The 16,984-nt window shown below is 55.7% G+C and carries 16 protein-coding genes; 10 read left to right on the top strand and 6 right to left on the bottom strand.

Going from position 1 to position 16,984, the window contains the following annotated elements:
- Positions 1-5 precede the first annotated feature (5 nt).
- Both fieF and cpxP read right to left on the bottom strand, forming a co-directional pair.
- A complete protein-coding gene (gene fieF, locus MY052_RS23615; RefSeq protein WP_035892352.1) occupies positions 6-899 on the bottom strand; it encodes a CDF family cation-efflux transporter FieF in 894 nt (297 codons plus the stop codon).
- A gap of 137 nt (positions 900-1,036) precedes the next feature.
- Positions 1,037-1,543 (bottom strand): cell-envelope stress modulator CpxP, encoded by a 507-nt coding sequence (gene cpxP, locus MY052_RS23620; RefSeq protein WP_035892351.1) that lies wholly within the window; start codon positions 1,541-1,543, stop codon positions 1,037-1,039.
- A 149-nt stretch (positions 1,544-1,692) separates the two neighbouring features.
- Between cpxP and cpxR the strand changes: the two genes are divergently transcribed.
- Positions 1,693-2,391, top strand: coding sequence for an envelope stress response regulator transcription factor CpxR (gene cpxR, locus MY052_RS23625; protein ID WP_035892350.1), 699 nt, complete (start codon positions 1,693-1,695; stop codon positions 2,389-2,391).
- A complete protein-coding gene (cpxA, locus tag MY052_RS23630) occupies positions 2,388-3,761 on the top strand; it encodes an envelope stress sensor histidine kinase CpxA (RefSeq protein ID WP_035892349.1) in 1,374 nt (457 codons plus the stop codon). Before cpxR ends, cpxA begins: the two co-directional genes overlap by 4 nt.
- 42 nt (positions 3,762-3,803) lie before the next feature.
- Here cpxA and yiiM read toward each other — a convergent pair whose 3' ends face one another.
- Positions 3,804-4,538, bottom strand: coding sequence for a 6-hydroxyaminopurine reductase (gene yiiM / locus MY052_RS23635; RefSeq protein ID WP_202216855.1), 735 nt, complete (start codon positions 4,536-4,538; stop codon positions 3,804-3,806).
- A gap of 6 nt (positions 4,539-4,544) precedes the next feature.
- Positions 4,545-5,165 (bottom strand): superoxide dismutase [Mn], encoded by a 621-nt coding sequence (gene sodA, locus MY052_RS23640; protein WP_035892347.1) that lies wholly within the window; start codon positions 5,163-5,165, stop codon positions 4,545-4,547.
- A 290-nt stretch (positions 5,166-5,455) separates the two neighbouring features.
- Here sodA and rhaT point away from each other — a divergent pair, with 290 nt between their 5' ends.
- Positions 5,456-6,490: an L-rhamnose/proton symporter RhaT gene (gene rhaT / locus MY052_RS23645; protein ID WP_248537961.1), complete on the top strand. Its 1,035-nt coding sequence runs from the start codon at positions 5,456-5,458 to the stop codon at positions 6,488-6,490.
- A gap of 10 nt (positions 6,491-6,500) precedes the next feature.
- Here rhaT and rhaR read toward each other — a convergent pair whose 3' ends face one another.
- Both rhaR and rhaS (MY052_RS23655) read right to left on the bottom strand, forming a co-directional pair.
- A complete protein-coding gene (gene rhaR, locus MY052_RS23650) occupies positions 6,501-7,349 on the bottom strand; it encodes an HTH-type transcriptional activator RhaR (protein ID WP_035892345.1) in 849 nt (282 codons plus the stop codon).
- A gap of 71 nt (positions 7,350-7,420) precedes the next feature.
- Positions 7,421-8,257: an HTH-type transcriptional activator RhaS gene (gene rhaS, locus MY052_RS23655; protein ID WP_035892344.1), complete on the bottom strand. Its 837-nt coding sequence runs from the start codon at positions 8,255-8,257 to the stop codon at positions 7,421-7,423.
- 303 nt (positions 8,258-8,560) lie between these two features.
- On the opposite strand from rhaS (MY052_RS23655), the gene rhaB reads away from it, so the two are divergent.
- The 7 genes from rhaB (at position 8,561) to MY052_RS23690 (ending at position 16,922) form a co-directional block, all read left to right on the top strand.
- On the top strand, positions 8,561-10,030 hold the full coding sequence (rhaB, locus tag MY052_RS23660) for a rhamnulokinase (protein ID WP_035892342.1): 1,470 nt from the start codon (positions 8,561-8,563) through the stop codon (positions 10,028-10,030).
- The gene (gene rhaA, locus MY052_RS23665) at positions 10,027-11,286 is read left to right on the top strand and encodes an L-rhamnose isomerase (RefSeq protein ID WP_202216858.1); all 1,260 of its coding nucleotides are present in this window, start codon (positions 10,027-10,029) and stop codon (positions 11,284-11,286) included. The genes rhaB and rhaA overlap by 4 nt, the downstream gene beginning before the upstream one ends.
- Before the next feature lie 115 nt (positions 11,287-11,401).
- Positions 11,402-12,232, top strand: a complete 831-nt coding sequence (rhaD, locus tag MY052_RS23670) for a rhamnulose-1-phosphate aldolase (RefSeq protein ID WP_202216859.1) — start codon at positions 11,402-11,404, stop codon at positions 12,230-12,232.
- A gap of 92 nt (positions 12,233-12,324) precedes the next feature.
- A complete protein-coding gene (gene rhaS, locus MY052_RS23675) occupies positions 12,325-13,311 on the top strand; it encodes a rhamnose ABC transporter substrate-binding protein (RefSeq protein WP_035892339.1) in 987 nt (328 codons plus the stop codon).
- Between the two features lie 99 nt (positions 13,312-13,410).
- Complete coding sequence (locus MY052_RS23680; protein ID WP_248537962.1) at positions 13,411-14,916, top strand: sugar ABC transporter ATP-binding protein; 1,506 nt, start codon at positions 13,411-13,413, stop codon at positions 14,914-14,916.
- Positions 14,917-15,921 carry an ABC transporter permease gene (locus tag MY052_RS23685; RefSeq protein ID WP_202216861.1) on the top strand — a complete coding sequence of 335 codons (1,005 nt, stop codon included), beginning with the start codon at positions 14,917-14,919 and terminating at the stop codon, positions 15,919-15,921. It abuts the gene before it with no gap.
- The gene (locus MY052_RS23690) at positions 15,918-16,922 is read left to right on the top strand and encodes an ABC transporter permease (RefSeq protein ID WP_248537963.1); all 1,005 of its coding nucleotides are present in this window, start codon (positions 15,918-15,920) and stop codon (positions 16,920-16,922) included. The genes MY052_RS23685 and MY052_RS23690 overlap by 4 nt, the downstream gene beginning before the upstream one ends.
- Positions 16,923-16,984 lie beyond the last annotated feature (62 nt).

Consider the following 16,984-nt stretch of genomic DNA (forward strand, 5'->3'; position numbering starts at 1 on the left):
AAAGTTCAAACGTCTCTGTTTGCCTGCAGCATAACAGAGCACGGATCCTGATGAATAATCACGTCGGACCCAGGAAAACGATGCAAAATCGCCTGCTCCACCTGATCGGCAACGTGATGCGCCTGAACCAGCGGCAGGTTGTCTTCCATTTCAATATGAATCTGAATAAAGCGGGTCGGCCCTGACTGCCGCGTTCGGAGATCGTGAGCACCGCTTACACCAGGCCAGGTGGTCACGATGTCGAAAATTTCCTGACGTTCTTCATCGGGCAGCGCGCGATCCAATAACGATTGCACCGCTTCGTACCCCATGCGTAACGCGCTATATAGAATATAGATGCCAATTCCTAATGCAAACAGCGCATCGGCACGATGCCAGCCGTACCAGGAGAGGCCGAGCGCAACAAGAATCGCGCCGTTCATCATAACATCAGACTGATAATGAAGCATATCCGCGCGTACGGCCTGGCTCTGGGTTTTTCTGACCACCCATCGCTGAAACGTCACGAGGACTAATGTACTGATAAGCGCAATCACCGTCACTACCACGCCGATGCCCGGCTGGCTCATTGGCGTCGGCCGGGCCAGATGCTGGATCCCGGTCAAAAACAGGAACAGCGCCGAACCCGAAATAAACATACTTTGTGCCAGCGCCGCCAACGATTCGGCCTTACCGTGACCAAAAGTATGCTCCTCATCCGCCGGTTGCAGCGAATAGCGCACCACCAGCAAGTTGGTCAGCGAGGCGGCGATATCCACTAGCGAATCCACCAGCGCCGCCAGAATACTGACCGACCCGGTATACCACCACGCAAAGATTTTAATCACCAGCAGCACGGAAGCCATGACCGTTGCGGCGATTGCTGCACGACTTACCAGTCGTCCATAAGATTGATTCATAAACACTCCTGCTTTCGATCTGCGTAGTATAGCGGAATGTATGAGGGGTGCGCGGTGACGAATTTAAGACAAAAAAACCCCCTCATCATGAGGGGGAAGACAGGGATGGTGTCTATGGCAAGGAAAAACAGGGTTTGTTACTGGTTGCTACGGGTATTGCTACTAAACAGGTTCTGACTCGGTACTGAACCTTGCTGCATCCGTGCAACGTCACGCAGCTGCTCCATACGCTGCTGGTGATTCTCATTTAAAGCCGCTTGCTGCTCCGGCGTTAACAGGCGGTACATCTGGTTGCGTACCCGCGCCATTTCTACCTGGCGGTTAACCTGCTCCTCGGCCATTTTCTCGGCCTGGGCTCGCACGGCGGCTTCATCAAATTTTTCTGCGGTGACAAGGCGATGCATTGTCTCCACTTCGCTAACATTAACAGGTGGACGATCGTGTCGTGCCCGTTGCATCAGATCGCGCATCTGTTGGCGCTGATGTTCGGTTAAACTAATACCGTCGAACATATGGCCCTGGCCGCTTCGCAGCGTATTGCTTTCCGCTGGGTGCCAATTAACGCTGGTGACGACTTCATCGGCCTGGCTATATGCACTGAATGCCAGCGTTGAGGCCATGACGGCAGCGATAACATTGCGCATCACATGCTCCCAAAAACTTTTGTGTCGCGATTCAACGAGAGACAGTTTACGATTCAGGCTGCAAACATGCGTCAGGGGGTGTAAAACAACGTAAAGTCATGGATTCGCTGGCTCTGATGACGTAATTTCTGCCTCGGAGGGATGAAAATATGAATAAAATTTTATTAGTTGATGATGACCGCGAGCTGACTTCCTTGCTCAAGGAACTTCTTGATATGGAAGGTTTTAATGTCCTTGTTGCCCACGATGGCGAACAGGCGTTAACGCTGATTGACGACAGCATCGACCTACTTTTACTCGACGTAATGATGCCGAAGAAAAACGGTATCGACACGCTGAAAGAATTGCGACAGACACACCAGACTCCCGTCATTATGTTAACCGCTCGCGGTAGCGAGTTGGATCGCGTACTGGGCCTTGAGCTTGGCGCGGATGACTATTTGCCAAAACCGTTTAACGATCGCGAACTGGTCGCCCGTATTCGCGCTATTTTGCGCCGTTCACATTGGAGCGAACAGCAGCAAAGTAGCGATACGAGCTCACCAACCGTAGAAGTTGATTCCCTAAGCCTGAACCCAGGGCGTCAGGAAGCTAGCTTCGATGGTCAAACGCTCGAGCTGACCGGCACTGAATTTACCCTGCTCTATCTGCTGGCACAGCATTTGGGCCAGGTGGTTTCCCGTGAACACCTGAGTCAGGAAGTCCTGGGTAAACGCTTAACGCCGTTCGACCGCGCGATTGATATGCACATTTCCAACCTGCGCCGGAAGCTGCCAGAGCGTAAAGACGGTCACCCATGGTTTAAAACCCTGCGTGGTCGCGGATACCTGATGGTCTCTGCTTCATGATAGGAAGTTTAACCGCCCGCATCTTCGCCATTTTCTGGTTAACGCTAGCGCTGGTGCTGATGCTGGTTTTGATGCTACCAAAGCTCGACTCCCGTCAAATGACCGAGCTGCTCGATAGCGAGCAGCGCCAAGGCCTGATGATTGAGCAGCATGTTGAAGAAGAGCTTGCCAACGATCCCCCCAACGATTTGATGTGGTGGCGTCGGCTGTTCCGCGCGATTGATAAGTGGGCTCCGCCGGGCCAGCGTTTGTTGCTGGTCACTAGCGAAGGCCGCGTGATCGGCGCAGAACGCAACGAAATGCAGATCATTCGTAACTTTATCGGCCAGTCTGATAATTCCGATCATCCGCAGAAGAAGAAGTACGGGCGCGTTGAGTTGGTCGGGCCTTTCTCCATTCGCGACGGGGAAGATAACTACCAGTTATACCTGATCCGCCCAGCAAGCAGCTCGCAGTCCGACTTTATCAATCTGCTGTTCGACCGGCCTTTACTGCTGCTTATCGTCACTATGTTGGTTAGCGCCCCGCTGTTGCTATGGCTCGCATGGAGTCTGGCAAAACCGGCGCGTAAGCTGAAAAACGCCGCGGATGAAGTGGCTCAGGGCAACCTGCGTCAGCATCCAGAGCTGGAGGCAGGGCCACAGGAATTCCTCGCCGCCGGTGCCAGCTTTAACCAGATGGTGATGGCACTTGAGCGAATGATGACGTCGCAGCAGCGACTGCTCTCTGACATCTCTCACGAGCTGCGTACGCCGCTGACGCGTCTGCAGCTTGGCACGGCGCTTCTGCGTCGTCGCAGCGGTGAGAGCAAAGAGCTGGAACGTATTGAAACCGAAGCGCAGCGTCTGGATAGCATGATTAACGACATGCTGGTGATGTCGCGCAATCAGCAGAAAAGCGCGCTGGTCAGTGAAACCCTCAAGGCTAATCAGCTGTGGGGCGAAGTGCTGGATAACGCCGCGTTTGAAGCTGAGCAGATGGGCAAATCGTTTAGCGTCGATTATCCGCCGGGGCCGTGGCCGCTTTACGGTAACCCGAACGCGCTGGAAAGCGCGCTGGAGAACATCGTACGTAACGCCCTGCGCTACTCGCATACCAAAATTGCCGTCAGTTTCTCGGTGGATAAAGACGGCGTTACCGTCCACGTGGACGATGACGGCCCAGGCGTAAGCCCGGAAGACCGCGAGCAGATATTCCGTCCGTTCTATCGTACCGATGAGGCGCGAGACCGTGAATCTGGCGGAACGGGGCTGGGGCTGGCGATTGTTGAAAGCGCCATGCAGCAGCACCGCGGCTGGGTGAAGGCTGATGACAGCCCGCTCGGCGGGTTACGGCTCACGCTGTGGCTACCGCTTTATAAGCGAACCTAAAAACCATCGGCCTGCGAATGCAGGCCGATTTTTTTGTATCGTCTAGCCCCACAACCTTCTGCTGTTATCTTCAATCTTGCCGCTCAAACGGCGCTTCTGCATAGTTCTGCTCCAGCTGACCGACAACCCGGCTGCGCTCAGCAGACGGTGATACTGGTCGTCATCGAACGGCATATGCCAGGCAATAGCGGCGGCGTCATACACCGACACATCGCTCAGGCGCGACACCAACTCCAGCGGAGCGTCGGTGGAGACCTTACCCGGCGCAATCACCCGATACAGCCAGCCGACCTTACCGCTGCTCTGCATCAAAGATGCCATATCACTGATAGCAAAGTGGAAATTGAGTTTAAAGCACGGCGAACGCGGCTGGGTGACCTGGATCAGCGTCTCACCCCAGCGGTAAATATCACCGATAAAAACGTTGTGCTCGGTCATCCCTTCCGTTGACAGGTTTTCACCAAACGCCGGGGCGCAAAACAGGGCAGCCTGTTCGGGGAAGTCACGAATCAGGTCTTCATAATGTTCGCGGGGGAACTGGCACAGCGCGCGGTCGGGGCCGCCGTGGATTTTTTTCTCGGCCTGTTCATCACCCAACAGTCCCAGCTCGGTGAGTTCCAGTTCGCCATCCATCTGGACCTTCGCGATGGCGCTTGGGCGACTGCCGTCATAGTCACGGATTTTGCCAATAAACACGTCAACCGGATAATGCATCTGCTGCTCCTTAGGCGGATACAAAAAAAGCGAGTCATCAGACTCGCTTCTACAGACCGGCAATGCAAATTATTTTTTAGCGGCGAAACGCGCTGCTGCTTCGTCCCAGTTCACCACGTTCCAGAACTCTTTGATGTAGTCCGGACGACGGTTCTGGAATTTCAGGTAGTAAGCGTGTTCCCAAACGTCCAGGCCCACGATTGGGAAACCGGAAGCACCGGAAACGGCTTCACCCATCAGCGGGGAATCCTGGTTTGCGGTAGAAACCACAGCCAGTTTGTCGCCTTTCAGCACCAGCCACGCCCAGCCAGAGCCGAAGCGAGTTGCTGCTGCTTTTTCAAATTCAGCTTTGAAGTTATCTACGGAACCGAAATCACGCTCGATAGCCGCTTTCAGGTCACCCTGCAGGGTGGTGCCTTTTTTCAGGCCTTTCCAGAAGAAGCTGTGGTTAGCGTGGCCGCCAGCGTTGTTACGCAGAACGGTTTTCTTGTCAGCCGGCAGCTGGTCCAGTTTCGCGATCAGCTCTTCAGCAGACAGCGCAGCGAATTCCGGCAGGCTTTCCAGCGCTGCGTTAGCGTTGTTAACGTAAGCCTGGTGGTGTTTGCTGTGATGGATTTCCATCGTCTGTTTGTCGAAGTGCGGTTCCAGGGCATCGTACGCATAAGGCAGTGATGGCAGGGTATAGCTCATAATCATCTCCATTATTGTCGGGCGGCAAACCTGTAAACGCCGCGTAATCAGTTGGTTCATTATAGTTAATTAAATGATATTGAAAATGATTATCAATGCCGTAGTTTTTATAAGGTTATAACTTTAGGGCATAGATGTTTTTTTGTGAGCCTGAACAGCTAATTACACCACTTACTGCCAATGTATCTCCCTGGATGGCAACAGCCTGAAGGTTAAAAAAACGCCAAATTTTTATCCTCATCCTGTCGGAAGACGATTACTACGACAAAAAATGGATGAGGATAAAATCAATGAACCATGCAATTACGATGGGTATTTTTTGGCATTTGATAGGCGCGGCCAGTGCAGCCTGTTTCTATGCCCCGTTCAAAAAAGTTCAGCAGTGGTCATGGGAAACCATGTGGTCTATTGGCGGGATTGTTTCGTGGATTATCCTGCCCTGGGCGGTCAGCGCCCTGCTCTTGCCCGACTTTTGGGCCTACTATCGTTCCTTCAGCGCTTCAACGCTCCTGCCGGTGTTTCTATTTGGCGCCATGTGGGGGGTCGGCAACATCAACTACGGCCTCACCATGCGCTATCTCGGCATGTCGATGGGGATCGGTATTGCCATTGGCATCACGCTGATTGTTGGTACGTTAATGACACCAATTATTAACGGCCAGTTTGACGTACTCATTCACACCCAGGGCGGCCAGATGACGCTGCTGGGTGTGCTGATAGCCGTTATCGGTGTCGGGATTGTCACCCGTGCTGGGCAGTTGAAAGAGCGCAAAATGGGCATCAAAGCGGAAGATTTCAACCTGAAGAAAGGGTTGATGCTGGCCATCATGTGCGGCGTCTTCTCCGCCGGGATGTCCTTTGCCATGAACGCCGCCAAGCCGATGCACGAAGCCGCCGCCGCACTAGGGGTCGACCCGCTCTATACTGCGCTGCCAAGCTACGTGGTCATTATGGGCGGCGGCGCGTTGGTTAACCTCGGCTTCTGCTTTATTCGTCTGCTAAAAATCAAAAACCTGTCGATAAAAGCCGACTTCTCGCTGGCAAAACCGCTGATAATCAGCAACATTCTGCTTTCTGCCTTAGGCGGGCTGATGTGGTATTTCCAGTTCTTCTTCTACGCGTGGGGCCACGCCAGCATTCCGTCGCAGTATGACTATATGAGCTGGATGCTGCACATGAGCTTCTATGTGCTGTGTGGCGGTCTGGTGGGGCTGATTTTGAAAGAGTGGAAAAATGCCGGACGCCAACCCGTTAGCGTGCTGAGTCTGGGCTGCGTCGTCATCATTATTGCCGCCAACGTCGTTGGGCTAGGTATGGCAAGCTAAACCGCGAACCTCAGGCGGCAACGCGACTCCGTTGCCGCCACTGCCCTGGCGTCATCCCTATCTCACGGTTAAATACCACCGAGAAGTAGTTACTATCCTCAAACCCGCAGCTCATTGCGACTTCGCCAATCAGCATTTCCGTGTGCTGGAGCAGGTACTGCGCGTGGCAAATTCGCAGTTGGCGCAGGTAGTGGTTAACGGTCATGCCGGTCTGGCTGCGGAACTGCTGACGCAGAGCGCGTTCACTACAGCCCTGCTGCTCGCAGAAGGTATCAAGTACGAAAGGACGATTCAGGCTGCCCGCCAGCACCGTCAGCAGCTTGTCGAGCAAGGCTTCACTCTGCGTCGCCGCCTGGTTATCGGTGGCATAACGGTACCGCTTCAGGCATACCACCAGTTGGGCAAACAGCAGCTCGGACATCTCGTTGGCTAACGCGTCGTCTTTGCGGCTCTCTTGCTCCAACTGAGTCATTATCTGCCGCGCCTGCGTCATGCCGGTACTGCCTATCCGCCAGTGCGGTGCCCAATGCGAGCCGTGCAGCCCGGGAATATGAGCTACCCAATCGAGGTTGAGCTTTAAGCGCTCAGGACAGTAAATAATATTCTGTAAAACCAGATCGTTAACAGAGGCGTAAGAGTGTTTATCCTCGGCGCGAATGTAAAACAGGTCGCCGCGGGTAATACGATAGGGACGGTCGTTGAGAATGTGCAAACCGTTGCCGCGCCAGACCATCACCAGCTCGGAGAATTCATGGGTATGCTCAGCAAAGACATTTTGTGGATAGCGGTCAGCCACCGCCACGGCCTGCGCCGGGCTGGCAAAAAAATCGGCTTTTCGAAGAATTAACTGACCTGACACGCGGGCACCTCACGACTAACAACTCCTTATTATTCGCCGTTTCGAGGCAAAAAACGGTGATTGTCTTCTCGTTACTGAAGCAGGGTATCTCGCCCCTGGCGAATATCGCGTGGCGACCAGTCAAATTCGCGACGAAAAAGGGTAGAAAAGTGGTTACTGTCGCCAAAACCACAGTGATAAGCAATCTCGGTCACACTCTCATCGCTGTGGCGCAGCATATGGCGCGCTTTAATCAGGCGCAGACGGTTAAGGTAGCGCTGTGGCGTCAGGCCGGTGCAATGTTTGAGCTGGCGGTGCAGGGTACGCAAAGAGAGCGAGAAACGTTCCGCCAGCCCCTCCCAGCACACCTCTTCCGCGAAATGCTCTTCCAACCACGCCATCAGCTGATTCAGGCGCGCATCGTTATCCATCGCCCCCTGTTCCTGACTGCCTTTACGCAGCAGCACCAGCAGCTGCATAAACAGAATTTCGCGATTGGCCAGCGACATCATATCGGTGCTGTCGTTCGCCTCTTCCATCTGGCCGACGATCGCCCTCACCTGCTGTAGCGTGCTTTGGTTTACGCGCCAATGGGAAGGATAGTGACCGTCCTGCTCCTGCGGCAGCAGTTTATTCAGACCTGACAAGAACTGGAAAGCATCCGGCGCGCGATATAACACATTCGTCAGACAGAGGTTTTCCGTGTGCTCATATAAGTGCCGGTCAAAGTCGCGAACGAAGCAAACAGTGCCGCCACAAATGGTATGCGGCTGACCATTGAACACATGAATACCCGTACCGTGCTCAACAATAACAATCTCATTAAAATCATGATGATGCTCAGGAAATGCAGCCTGAGGAAGTCGAGGTTCGATAGCCACGGGAAGCTTGCCAGAAGAGAAGAAATCCACGCTGTGTAGTACGGTCATCGCGAGCCTCAACAAATGAGAAAGATTATCAGGATAGTAATATCCGATGAGCGATCTGACCTTGACGTTTTGACAGCAAACCGCGCAAAGCCGGTCGTTTTTTCAAGAAACAGCCGGAAAGATCGGGAAATGCGGTCATCATCACACCCCCTGAAAACCCTGCCATCGGCGGAATTTGTGAACTCTCTCACGTTCATCTTTGCTTTCTTGCCAGCGCCTAATTTCGCCTGTCAGTAACGAGAAGGTTGTGGCATTGCGCTTTTTCTAGACTGTCTGGCAATGACTCATAGAAGGACTCTTGCCATGACTTTTCGCCATTGTGTGGCCGTCGATTTAGGCGCCTCCAGCGGACGCGTAATGCTGGCGCGCTTTGATGCCGAACAGCGTTCGCTTTCACTGCGCGAAATTCACCGTTTCGTGAACAATCTGCATAAGCAGGAAGGTTTCGATACCTGGGATATCGACGCGCTGGAAGCGGAAATCCGCATCGGCCTCAACAAAGTGTGCGATGAAGGCATTTTGATAGACAGCATCGGTATCGACACCTGGGGCGTGGACTACGTCCTTCTGGACAAGCACGGGCAGCGCGTTGGCCTGCCGGTGGCCTACCGCGATAGCCGCACCGATGGCGTCATGGCCCTGGCGATGGAACAACTGGGTAAAGGTGAGATCTATCGTCGCAGCGGCATTCAGTTTCTACCGTTCAATACGCTCTACCAGCTACGGGCGCTGGTTGAACAGCAACCGGAGCTGGTCAGTAAAGCGGCTCATGCGTTGCTGATCCCGGACTACCTTAGCTTCCGCCTGACCGGAAAAATGAACTGGGAATACACCAACGCCACCACCACGCAGTTGGTCAATATTAACAGCGATAACTGGGATGAAGACCTGCTGAACTGGACCGGTGCGCCGCGCGAGTGGTTCGGTACGCCGACCCACCCCGGCAATGTGATCGGTCACTGGATCTGCCCGTTGGGTAATAAAATCCCGGTGGTTGCCGTCGCCAGCCACGATACCGCGAGCGCCGTGATTGCCTCACCGCTGGCAGACCACGATGCCGCCTATCTCTCCTCCGGCACCTGGTCGCTGATGGGTTTTGAAAGTAAAACCCCGTACACCAGCGAGATGGCGCAGCGCGCCAACATCACCAATGAAGGTGGCGCGGAAGGGCGCTACCGGGTGCTGAAAAACATCATGGGTCTTTGGCTGCTACAGCGCGTCCTGAAAGAACAACATGTTGGCGACCTGCCTGAGCTGATTGCAAAAACGCAGGCACTGCCAGCCTGCCGCTACCTGATTAACCCGAACGAAGACCGCTTCATCAACCCGGAAAATATGAGCGCGGAGATTCAGGCCGCCTGCCGCGAAACGGCGCAGCCCATTCCGACCACGCCTGCCGAACTGGCGCGCTGCATCTTCGACAGCCTGGCACTGCTGTATGCCGACGTGCTCAACGAACTGGCGCAGCTTCGCGGCAAACCGTTCAGCCAGCTGCACATCGTGGGCGGCGGCTGCCAGAACCAGATGCTGAATCAGCTTTGCGCTGATGCCTGCGGTATTACCGTGGTCGCGGGACCGATTGAAGCATCAACCCTCGGCAATATCGGCATTCAGCTAATGACGCTGGACGAACTCACTAACGTTGACGATTTCCGCAAAGTGGTGACCGGTAACTACGGCCTCACCACATTCACCCCCAATCCAGACCATGAAATTGCCCGCTACGTTGCGCAGTTTCAGCAAAAACGACAGACAAAGGAGCTTTGCGCATGACCACTCAACTTGACCAAGCCTGGGAACTCGCGAAACAGCGCTATTCCGCTGTAGGTATCGATGTCGAAGAGGCGTTACGCCAGTTGGACCGCTTACCGGTTTCGATGCACTGCTGGCAGGGCGACGACGTCGCGGGTTTTGAAAATCCAGAAGGCAGTTTAACGGGTGGCATTCAGGCGACCGGTAACTACCCGGGCAAAGCGCGCAACGCTACCGAGCTGCGTGCCGACCTGGAGCAGGCGCTGAGCCTGATCCCTGGGCCAAAACGTCTCAACCTGCACGCTATCTATCTGGAGTCTGACACCCCGGTAGCACGAGACCAAATCAAACCGGAGCACTTCAAAAACTGGGTTGAGTGGGCGAAAGAACACAAGCTGGGCCTCGATTTTAACCCGTCTTGCTTCTCGCACCCGCTGAGCGCAGACGGCTTTACGCTGTCCCACGCCGACCCGAAAATTCGCCAGTTCTGGATTGACCACTGCAAGGCCAGCCGCCGCGTTTCCGCCTACTTTGGCGAGCAGCTGGGGACGCCTTCGGTGATGAATATCTGGATCCCAGACGGCATGAAAGACGTGACCGTTGACCGTTTAGCACCGCGCCAGCGTCTGGCCGCCGCGCTGGATGAAGTCATCAGCGAAAAACTGGACCCGGCGCATCACATCGATGCCGTTGAGAGCAAGCTGTTCGGCATTGGCGCAGAAAGCTACACCGTGGGCTCCAACGAGTTCTACATGGGTTACGCCACCAGCCGCCAGACCGCGCTGTGCCTGGATGCTGGTCACTTCCACCCAACCGAAGTTATCTCGGACAAAATCTCCGCCGCCATGCTGTACGTGCCGCGCCTGCTGCTGCACGTGAGCCGCCCGGTACGTTGGGACAGCGACCACGTGGTGCTGCTGGACGACGAAACTCAGGCCATCGCGAGCGAAATCATCCGCCACGACCTGTTTGACCGTGTGCACATCGGCCTCGATTTCTTCGACGCCTCCATCAACCGCATCGCCGCGTGGGTTATCGGTACCCGCAACATGAAGAAAGCCCTGCTGCGCGCGCTGCTGGAGCCAACCGAACAGCTGCGTCAGCTGGAAGTTGACGGTGACTACACCGCGCGTCTGGCGCTGCTGGAAGAGCAGAAGTGCCTGCCGTGGCAAGCGGTGTGGGAAATGTACTGCCAGCGTAACGATACGCCTGCGGGCAGCCAGTGGCTGGAGAGCGTGCGCAGCTACGAGAAAGAGATTCTGAATAAGCGTAAATAATCGAGTGCGATTGCCGGATGGCGGCTTTGCCTTATCCGGCCTACGAAACAACAGCCGTTGTAGGCCCGATAAGCGCAGCGCCATCGGGCATTAAAGCAAACAGGACACAAAGACTATGCAGACCATTACCGATTCCTGGTTCGTCCAGGGCATGATTAAAGCCACCTCTGACGCCTGGTTAAAAGGCTGGGACGAACGCAACGGCGGCAACCTGACGCTGCGCCTGGACGACGCGGATATCGCGCCGTTCACCGCCGATTTCCACGCTAAACCGCGCTATATCGCCCTGAGCCAGCCAATGCCAATGCTGGCAAATACGCCGTTTATCGTCACCGGTTCCGGCAAGTTCTTCCGCAACGTACAGCTCGACCCGGCCGCCAACCTCGGCGTAGTGAAGGTCGATAGCGACGGCGCGGGCTACCATATTTTGTGGGGGCTGACTCACGAAGCTGTACCAACCTCCGAACTGCCGGCGCATTTCCTGTCACACTGCGAACGTATCAAACTGACCGGCGGTAAAGACCGCGTCATCATGCACTGCCACGCAACCAACCTGATCGCGCTGACCTACGTACTGGAAAACGACTCCGCGTTGATTACCCGCAAACTGTGGGAAGGCAGCACCGAGTGTCTGGTGGTCTTCCCGGACGGTGTCGGCATTCTGCCGTGGATGGTGCCGGGAACGGATGAAATCGGTCAGGCGACCGCCGTTTCTATGCAGCAACACTCTCTGGTGCTGTGGCCGTTCCACGGCGTTTTCGGCAGTGGCCCAACGCTTGACGAGACTTTTGGTCTGATTGATACCGCCGAAAAATCCGCAGAAGTGCTGGTTAAGGTGTACTCGATGGGCGGCATGAAGCAGACCATCACGCAGCAAGAACTGATTGCCCTCGGCCAGCGCTTTGGCGTGACTCCGATGGCCAGCGCATTAAATCTGTACAAGTAAGAACATCGCATAACCCCTGCGGGCAACGATCCGCAGGGGAAAAAATTCTGTTACCTGCAAACCAACTAACTCAAAACCGTGGAGTACAAGCAATGAAAATAAAAGCAAGCTTCATCCTCACCGTTGCCGCCCTGGCGTTGTCCGGTTCCGCTTTAGCTGAAGTGAAAATTGCCCTCGTGGCGAAGTCATTAGGCAATGGCTTCTTCGAAGCCGCGAACGTTGGCGCACAGGAGGCGGCCAAAGAGTTAGGCGATGTTAAAGTCATTTACACCGGCCCGACCACCACCACGGCCGAGGCGCAGATCGAAGTGCTCAATGGGCTGATCGCTCAGGGCGTCGATGCGATCGCAATTTCCGCTAACGATCCCGATGCCGTCGTGCCGGTACTGAAAAAAGCCATGCAGCGTGGCATTAAAGTCGTGTCATGGGATTCCGGCGTTGCCGCCGGTGGCCGCCAGATTCACCTGAATCCGTCGAACAATCAGCTGATTGGTGAAACCAACGTTAAGCTTGCCGCCGATGCGCTGAAAGCGCTGAACGTGGAGAAAGGCGATGTCGCCATTCTGAGCGCAACCCCAACCTCCACCAACCAGAATATCTGGATTGGCGAGATGAAAAAGGTGCTGCCGAATTATCCGTCCATCAACCTGGTGACCGTGGCCTACGGCGACGACCTATCGGATAAAAGCTACCGTGAAGCGGTCGGGCTGCTGAAGTCCTATCCGGACCTGAAAGTGATTGTCTCACCGTCTTCCGTCGGCATCGTCGCGGCGGCGCAGGCGGTGAAGGATCAGGGAAAAATCGGCAAAGTTTACGTTACCGGGCTGGGGCTGCCGTCTGAAATGGCCGGGGCGATTAAGTCCGGCGCGAGCAAAAGCTTCGCCATCTGGAATCCGATCGATCTGGGCTATGCCGCGACCTATCTCGCTGATGACCTGGTAAAAGGCACGGCAACCAAAACCGAAGCCAGCATGGGCAAGCTGGGCAAAGTGAAGCTCGATGCTGACGGCAACGGCGCGATGTCCGAGCCGTTCGTCTACGATGCCAGCAATATTGATAAGTTCTCAAAAATCTTCTGATGCGTTTTGTAGGCCGGATAAGCGCTAGCGCCATCCGGCAAAACGGCAGGTGCGCTATGGCTTACCTGCCCTACAAATCCCCAATGATGGAGAACGATTATGGCTACACCTTTGCTGCAGCTTAAGGGGATAACCAAAGTCTTCCCCGGCGTGCGCGCGCTTGAAAACGTACAGCTCGATCTCTGGCCCGGCAAGGTCACCGCGTTAATCGGTGAAAACGGCGCGGGCAAGTCCACGCTGGTCAAAGTGATGACCGGCATTTATCAGGCCGAAGAGGGCGAGATTCTCTACAAGGCCATTCCGATTACCCTGCCCACGCCGGACTCCGCGCACCGGGTAGGGATCACCGCCATTCATCAGGAAACCGTGCTGTTCGATGAACTCTCGGTCACCGAAAATATTTTTGTCGGCCAGTATCTGTATAAGGGCTGGCTGAAAAAGCTCGACTGGCCTGCGATGCACCAGAAAGCGCGGGAAATCCTCACCCGCCTCGACGTGCAGATTGACCCGCGCGCCATCTTAAAAACCCTCAGCATCGCCCAGCGCCACATGGTGGCGATCGCGCGCGCGTTGTCATTTGAGGCGCAGGTGGTGATCCTCGACGAGCCCACCGCTGCCCTCTCCCAGCACGAGATTCTGGATTTTTATCAAATCGTTGAACGTCTGAAGCTGGAAGGCAAAGCCATCCTGTTTATCTCGCACAAGTTTGATGAAATTTTTGAGCTCGCGGATCACTACACCATCTTGCGCGACGGCGTATACGTGGGCTCCGGCGCAATCAATGAGATAACCGAAGAGCGAATGGTCGCCATGATGGTGGGCCGTGCAATCACGCAAACCTATCCGAAAGTGGCGTGCGAAAAAGGCAGCGTGGTGCTGGAGGTCAAAGACCTTTGCCACCCGACCGAATTTGCCCATATCGACTTCACCCTGCGTAAAGGGGAGATTCTCGGCTTTTACGGCCTGGTCGGTGCCGGGCGCACCGAGCTGATGCAGGCGCTTTCCGGCGTGTCGCATCCGTCGTCCGGCGAGATCGTGCTGAACGGCAAACCGGTACGTTTTCGCCAGCCTGCTGATGCCATCAATGCCGGAATCGTCTGCGTGCCGGAAGAGCGACAAAAGCAGGGGGCGATTATCGAACTGCCGATTGCCCAGAACATTAGCCTGCCGCAGCTGAGCAAACTCAACCCGCGCGGCGTGCTCAACGACGCACGCGAATGGCAGCTTGCCGACGAATACGCCCGACGATTGCAGGTAAAAGCCTTTAGCTGGCGACAGCCGGTGGAGACTCTCTCCGGCGGTAATCAACAGAAAGTGGTGATCGGCAAATGGCTGGCAACTCATCCTGACGTGATCATTCTGGATGAACCGACCAAAGGCATCGATATCGGCTCGAAGGCCGCGGTGCATCAGTTTATGTCCGAGCTTGTTGCTCAGGGGCTGGCGGTGATTATGGTGTCATCGGAACTGCCGGAAGTGATGGGCATGGCCGACCGCATTATCGTGATGCATGAAGGGCTGATGGTCGCGGAATATCAGGCCGGTGAAGCCACCGCGGAAACCATCGTCAGTGCCGCCAGCGGCGCGGGGAAGGAGGCAGCATAAATGTGGCAATCCTTATTTAAACACCGCGAAGCGCTCCTCGCCGCGGTCATCATTTTGATGATCGGTGCCATCGGCAGCCGCGTGCCGTCGTTCGTCTCACCGGGTAACCTGGTGGAAATGTTCAACGATACCGCCATCCTAATCATCCTCGCGCTGGGACAGATGATGGTGCTGCTAACCAAAGGCATCGACCTGTCGATGGCCGCCAATCTGGCGCTCACCGGGATGATCGTTGCGCTGCTTAACTTCCATTATCCGACCGTTCCTGTATGGGCGTTACTGCTGCTAGCGACGGCGCTGGGGCTGGTGATGGGCATGATTAACGGCCTGCTGGTCTGGAAGCTCGGTATTCCGGCGATTGTGGTGACGCTTGGCACCATGAGCATCTACCGCGGGATTATCTTCCTGCTCTCCGACGGCGGCTGGGTCAACTCGCATCAGATGAGCGCCGATTTCCTCGGCCTGCCGCGAGCCTCACTGTTGGGCCTGCCGGTACTAAGCTGGTGTGCCGTGGCTGCGCTGCTGCTGGTCGGCTACTTCCTGCGCTTTAGCCGCACCGGGCGGGCGCTCTACACCGCCGGAGGCAACGCCACCGCCGCCTACTACACCGGGATCAACGCCGGGAAAATGCAGTTCGTCAGCTTCTGCCTTTCTGGCGCACTGGCCGGGTTCTGCGGCTATTTGTGGATCTCGCGCTTTGCCGTGGCCTACGTCGACGTCGCTAACGGCTTCGAACTTCAGGTAGTAGCTGCCTGCGTGATTGGCGGGATCAGCACCATGGGCGGCACCGGGCGCGTGGTGGGCTGCCTGTGCGGCGCGCTGTTCCTCGGCATCATCAACAACGCCCTGCCGGTGATCGGTATTTCGCCGTTCTGGCAGATGGCCATTTCCGGCGCGGTCATTGTGATTGCCGTCCTGCTGAACGAACGCGGCAATAAACGTAAAGGACGACTGATCCTGCGCGATGCCGCGCTGGCCCGACAAAAACAGGCGGTGCGCTCATGAGCAAAATAATGATGCCGGACGAGATTAAAACGGAAATCGCTGCGCCGTCGTTCTTCCAGCGTCTGCTGTGCTGGGAAGGCTTTTTACTGGCGGTGACGCTGCTGGTGTTTGTCGGCAACGCGCTGGCTTCGCCCTACTTCCTCAACATCTGGAACCTGTCGGACGCCACCTTCAACTTCACCGAGAAAGCGATCATCGTGCTGCCGATGGCGATGCTGATTATCGCCCGCGAGATTGACCTTTCGGTTGCTTCGACTATCGCCCTGAGCTCCACGCTGATGGGCTTCTGCGCCGCCGCTGGAATGGACACGCCATTGCTGGTTTGCGTTGGGCTAGGGGTCGGCCTGCTGTGCGGGCTGTTTAACGGGCTGCTGGTCACCCGCTTTAACCTCTCTTCCATCGTTATCACCATCGGCACGATGAGCCTGTATCGCGGTATTACCTACATTCTGCTCGGTGACAAGGCGCTGAACAAATACCCGGAGAGCTTCGCCTGGTTCGGCCAGGGCTACGTATGGGGCGCGCTGTCGTTTGAGTTTGCGCTGTTTATCGTGCTCGCCGCAGCATTTGCCTTCCTGCTGCACAAAACCAACTTTGGTCGCCGCACCTACGCCATCGGCAATAACCCCACCGGTGCATGGTTTTCGGGGATTAACGTTAAGCGCCACAACCTGCTGCTGTTCGCGCTGGTCGGGCTGATGTCTGGCCTGGCGGCGGTGCTGCTAACTTCGCGCCTCGGCAGTACTCGCCCCACCATTGCGATGGGCTGGGAGCTGGCGGTGGTGACCATGGCGGTACTCGGCGGCATCAACATTCTTGGCGGCTCCGGCAGCATGGTCGGCGTCATTATCGCCGCCTTTCTGATGGGGCTCGTCACCTTCGGGCTGAGCCTGCTTAACGTCCCCGGCATCGTCATGTCCATCATCATCGGCGCGATGCTGATCGTGGTGATTTCACTGCCGATTATTGCTCGCCGGGTGATGCAACGAAGACGAATTTAAAGATGCTCCTCACCCCACAGGATGAGGGGAAAACAGGATTTCATAAGTTAGGTATTTAAGGA

Source organism: Kluyvera ascorbata (assembly GCF_023195735.1).
In the GTDB taxonomy this organism is placed as follows: Bacteria; Pseudomonadota; Gammaproteobacteria; order Enterobacterales; family Enterobacteriaceae; genus Kluyvera; species Kluyvera ascorbata.

What these genes read in the sequence shown, in the direction of transcription:
- fieF (WP_035892352.1), bottom strand. Translation starts at nt 899, where the DNA reads ATGAATCAATCTTATGGACGACTGGTAAGTCGTGCAGCAATCGCCGCA.
- cpxP (WP_035892351.1), bottom strand. Translation starts at nt 1,543, where the DNA reads ATGCGCAATGTTATCGCTGCCGTCATGGCCTCAACGCTGGCATTCAGT.
- cpxR (WP_035892350.1), top strand. Translation starts at nt 1,693, where the DNA reads ATGAATAAAATTTTATTAGTTGATGATGACCGCGAGCTGACTTCCTTG.
- cpxA (WP_035892349.1), top strand. Translation starts at nt 2,388, where the DNA reads ATGATAGGAAGTTTAACCGCCCGCATCTTCGCCATTTTCTGGTTAACG.
- sodA (WP_035892347.1), bottom strand. Translation starts at nt 5,165, where the DNA reads ATGAGCTATACCCTGCCATCACTGCCTTATGCGTACGATGCCCTGGAA.
- rhaT (WP_248537961.1), top strand. Translation starts at nt 5,456, where the DNA reads ATGAACCATGCAATTACGATGGGTATTTTTTGGCATTTGATAGGCGCG.
- rhaS (WP_035892344.1), bottom strand. Translation starts at nt 8,257, where the DNA reads ATGACCGTACTACACAGCGTGGATTTCTTCTCTTCTGGCAAGCTTCCC.
- rhaB (WP_035892342.1), top strand. Translation starts at nt 8,561, where the DNA reads ATGACTTTTCGCCATTGTGTGGCCGTCGATTTAGGCGCCTCCAGCGGA.
- rhaA (WP_202216858.1), top strand. Translation starts at nt 10,027, where the DNA reads ATGACCACTCAACTTGACCAAGCCTGGGAACTCGCGAAACAGCGCTAT.
- rhaD (WP_202216859.1), top strand. Translation starts at nt 11,402, where the DNA reads ATGCAGACCATTACCGATTCCTGGTTCGTCCAGGGCATGATTAAAGCC.
- rhaS (WP_035892339.1), top strand. Translation starts at nt 12,325, where the DNA reads ATGAAAATAAAAGCAAGCTTCATCCTCACCGTTGCCGCCCTGGCGTTG.
- MY052_RS23680 (WP_248537962.1), top strand. Translation starts at nt 13,411, where the DNA reads ATGGCTACACCTTTGCTGCAGCTTAAGGGGATAACCAAAGTCTTCCCC.
- MY052_RS23685 (WP_202216861.1), top strand. Translation starts at nt 14,917, where the DNA reads ATGTGGCAATCCTTATTTAAACACCGCGAAGCGCTCCTCGCCGCGGTC.
- MY052_RS23690 (WP_248537963.1), top strand. Translation starts at nt 15,918, where the DNA reads ATGAGCAAAATAATGATGCCGGACGAGATTAAAACGGAAATCGCTGCG.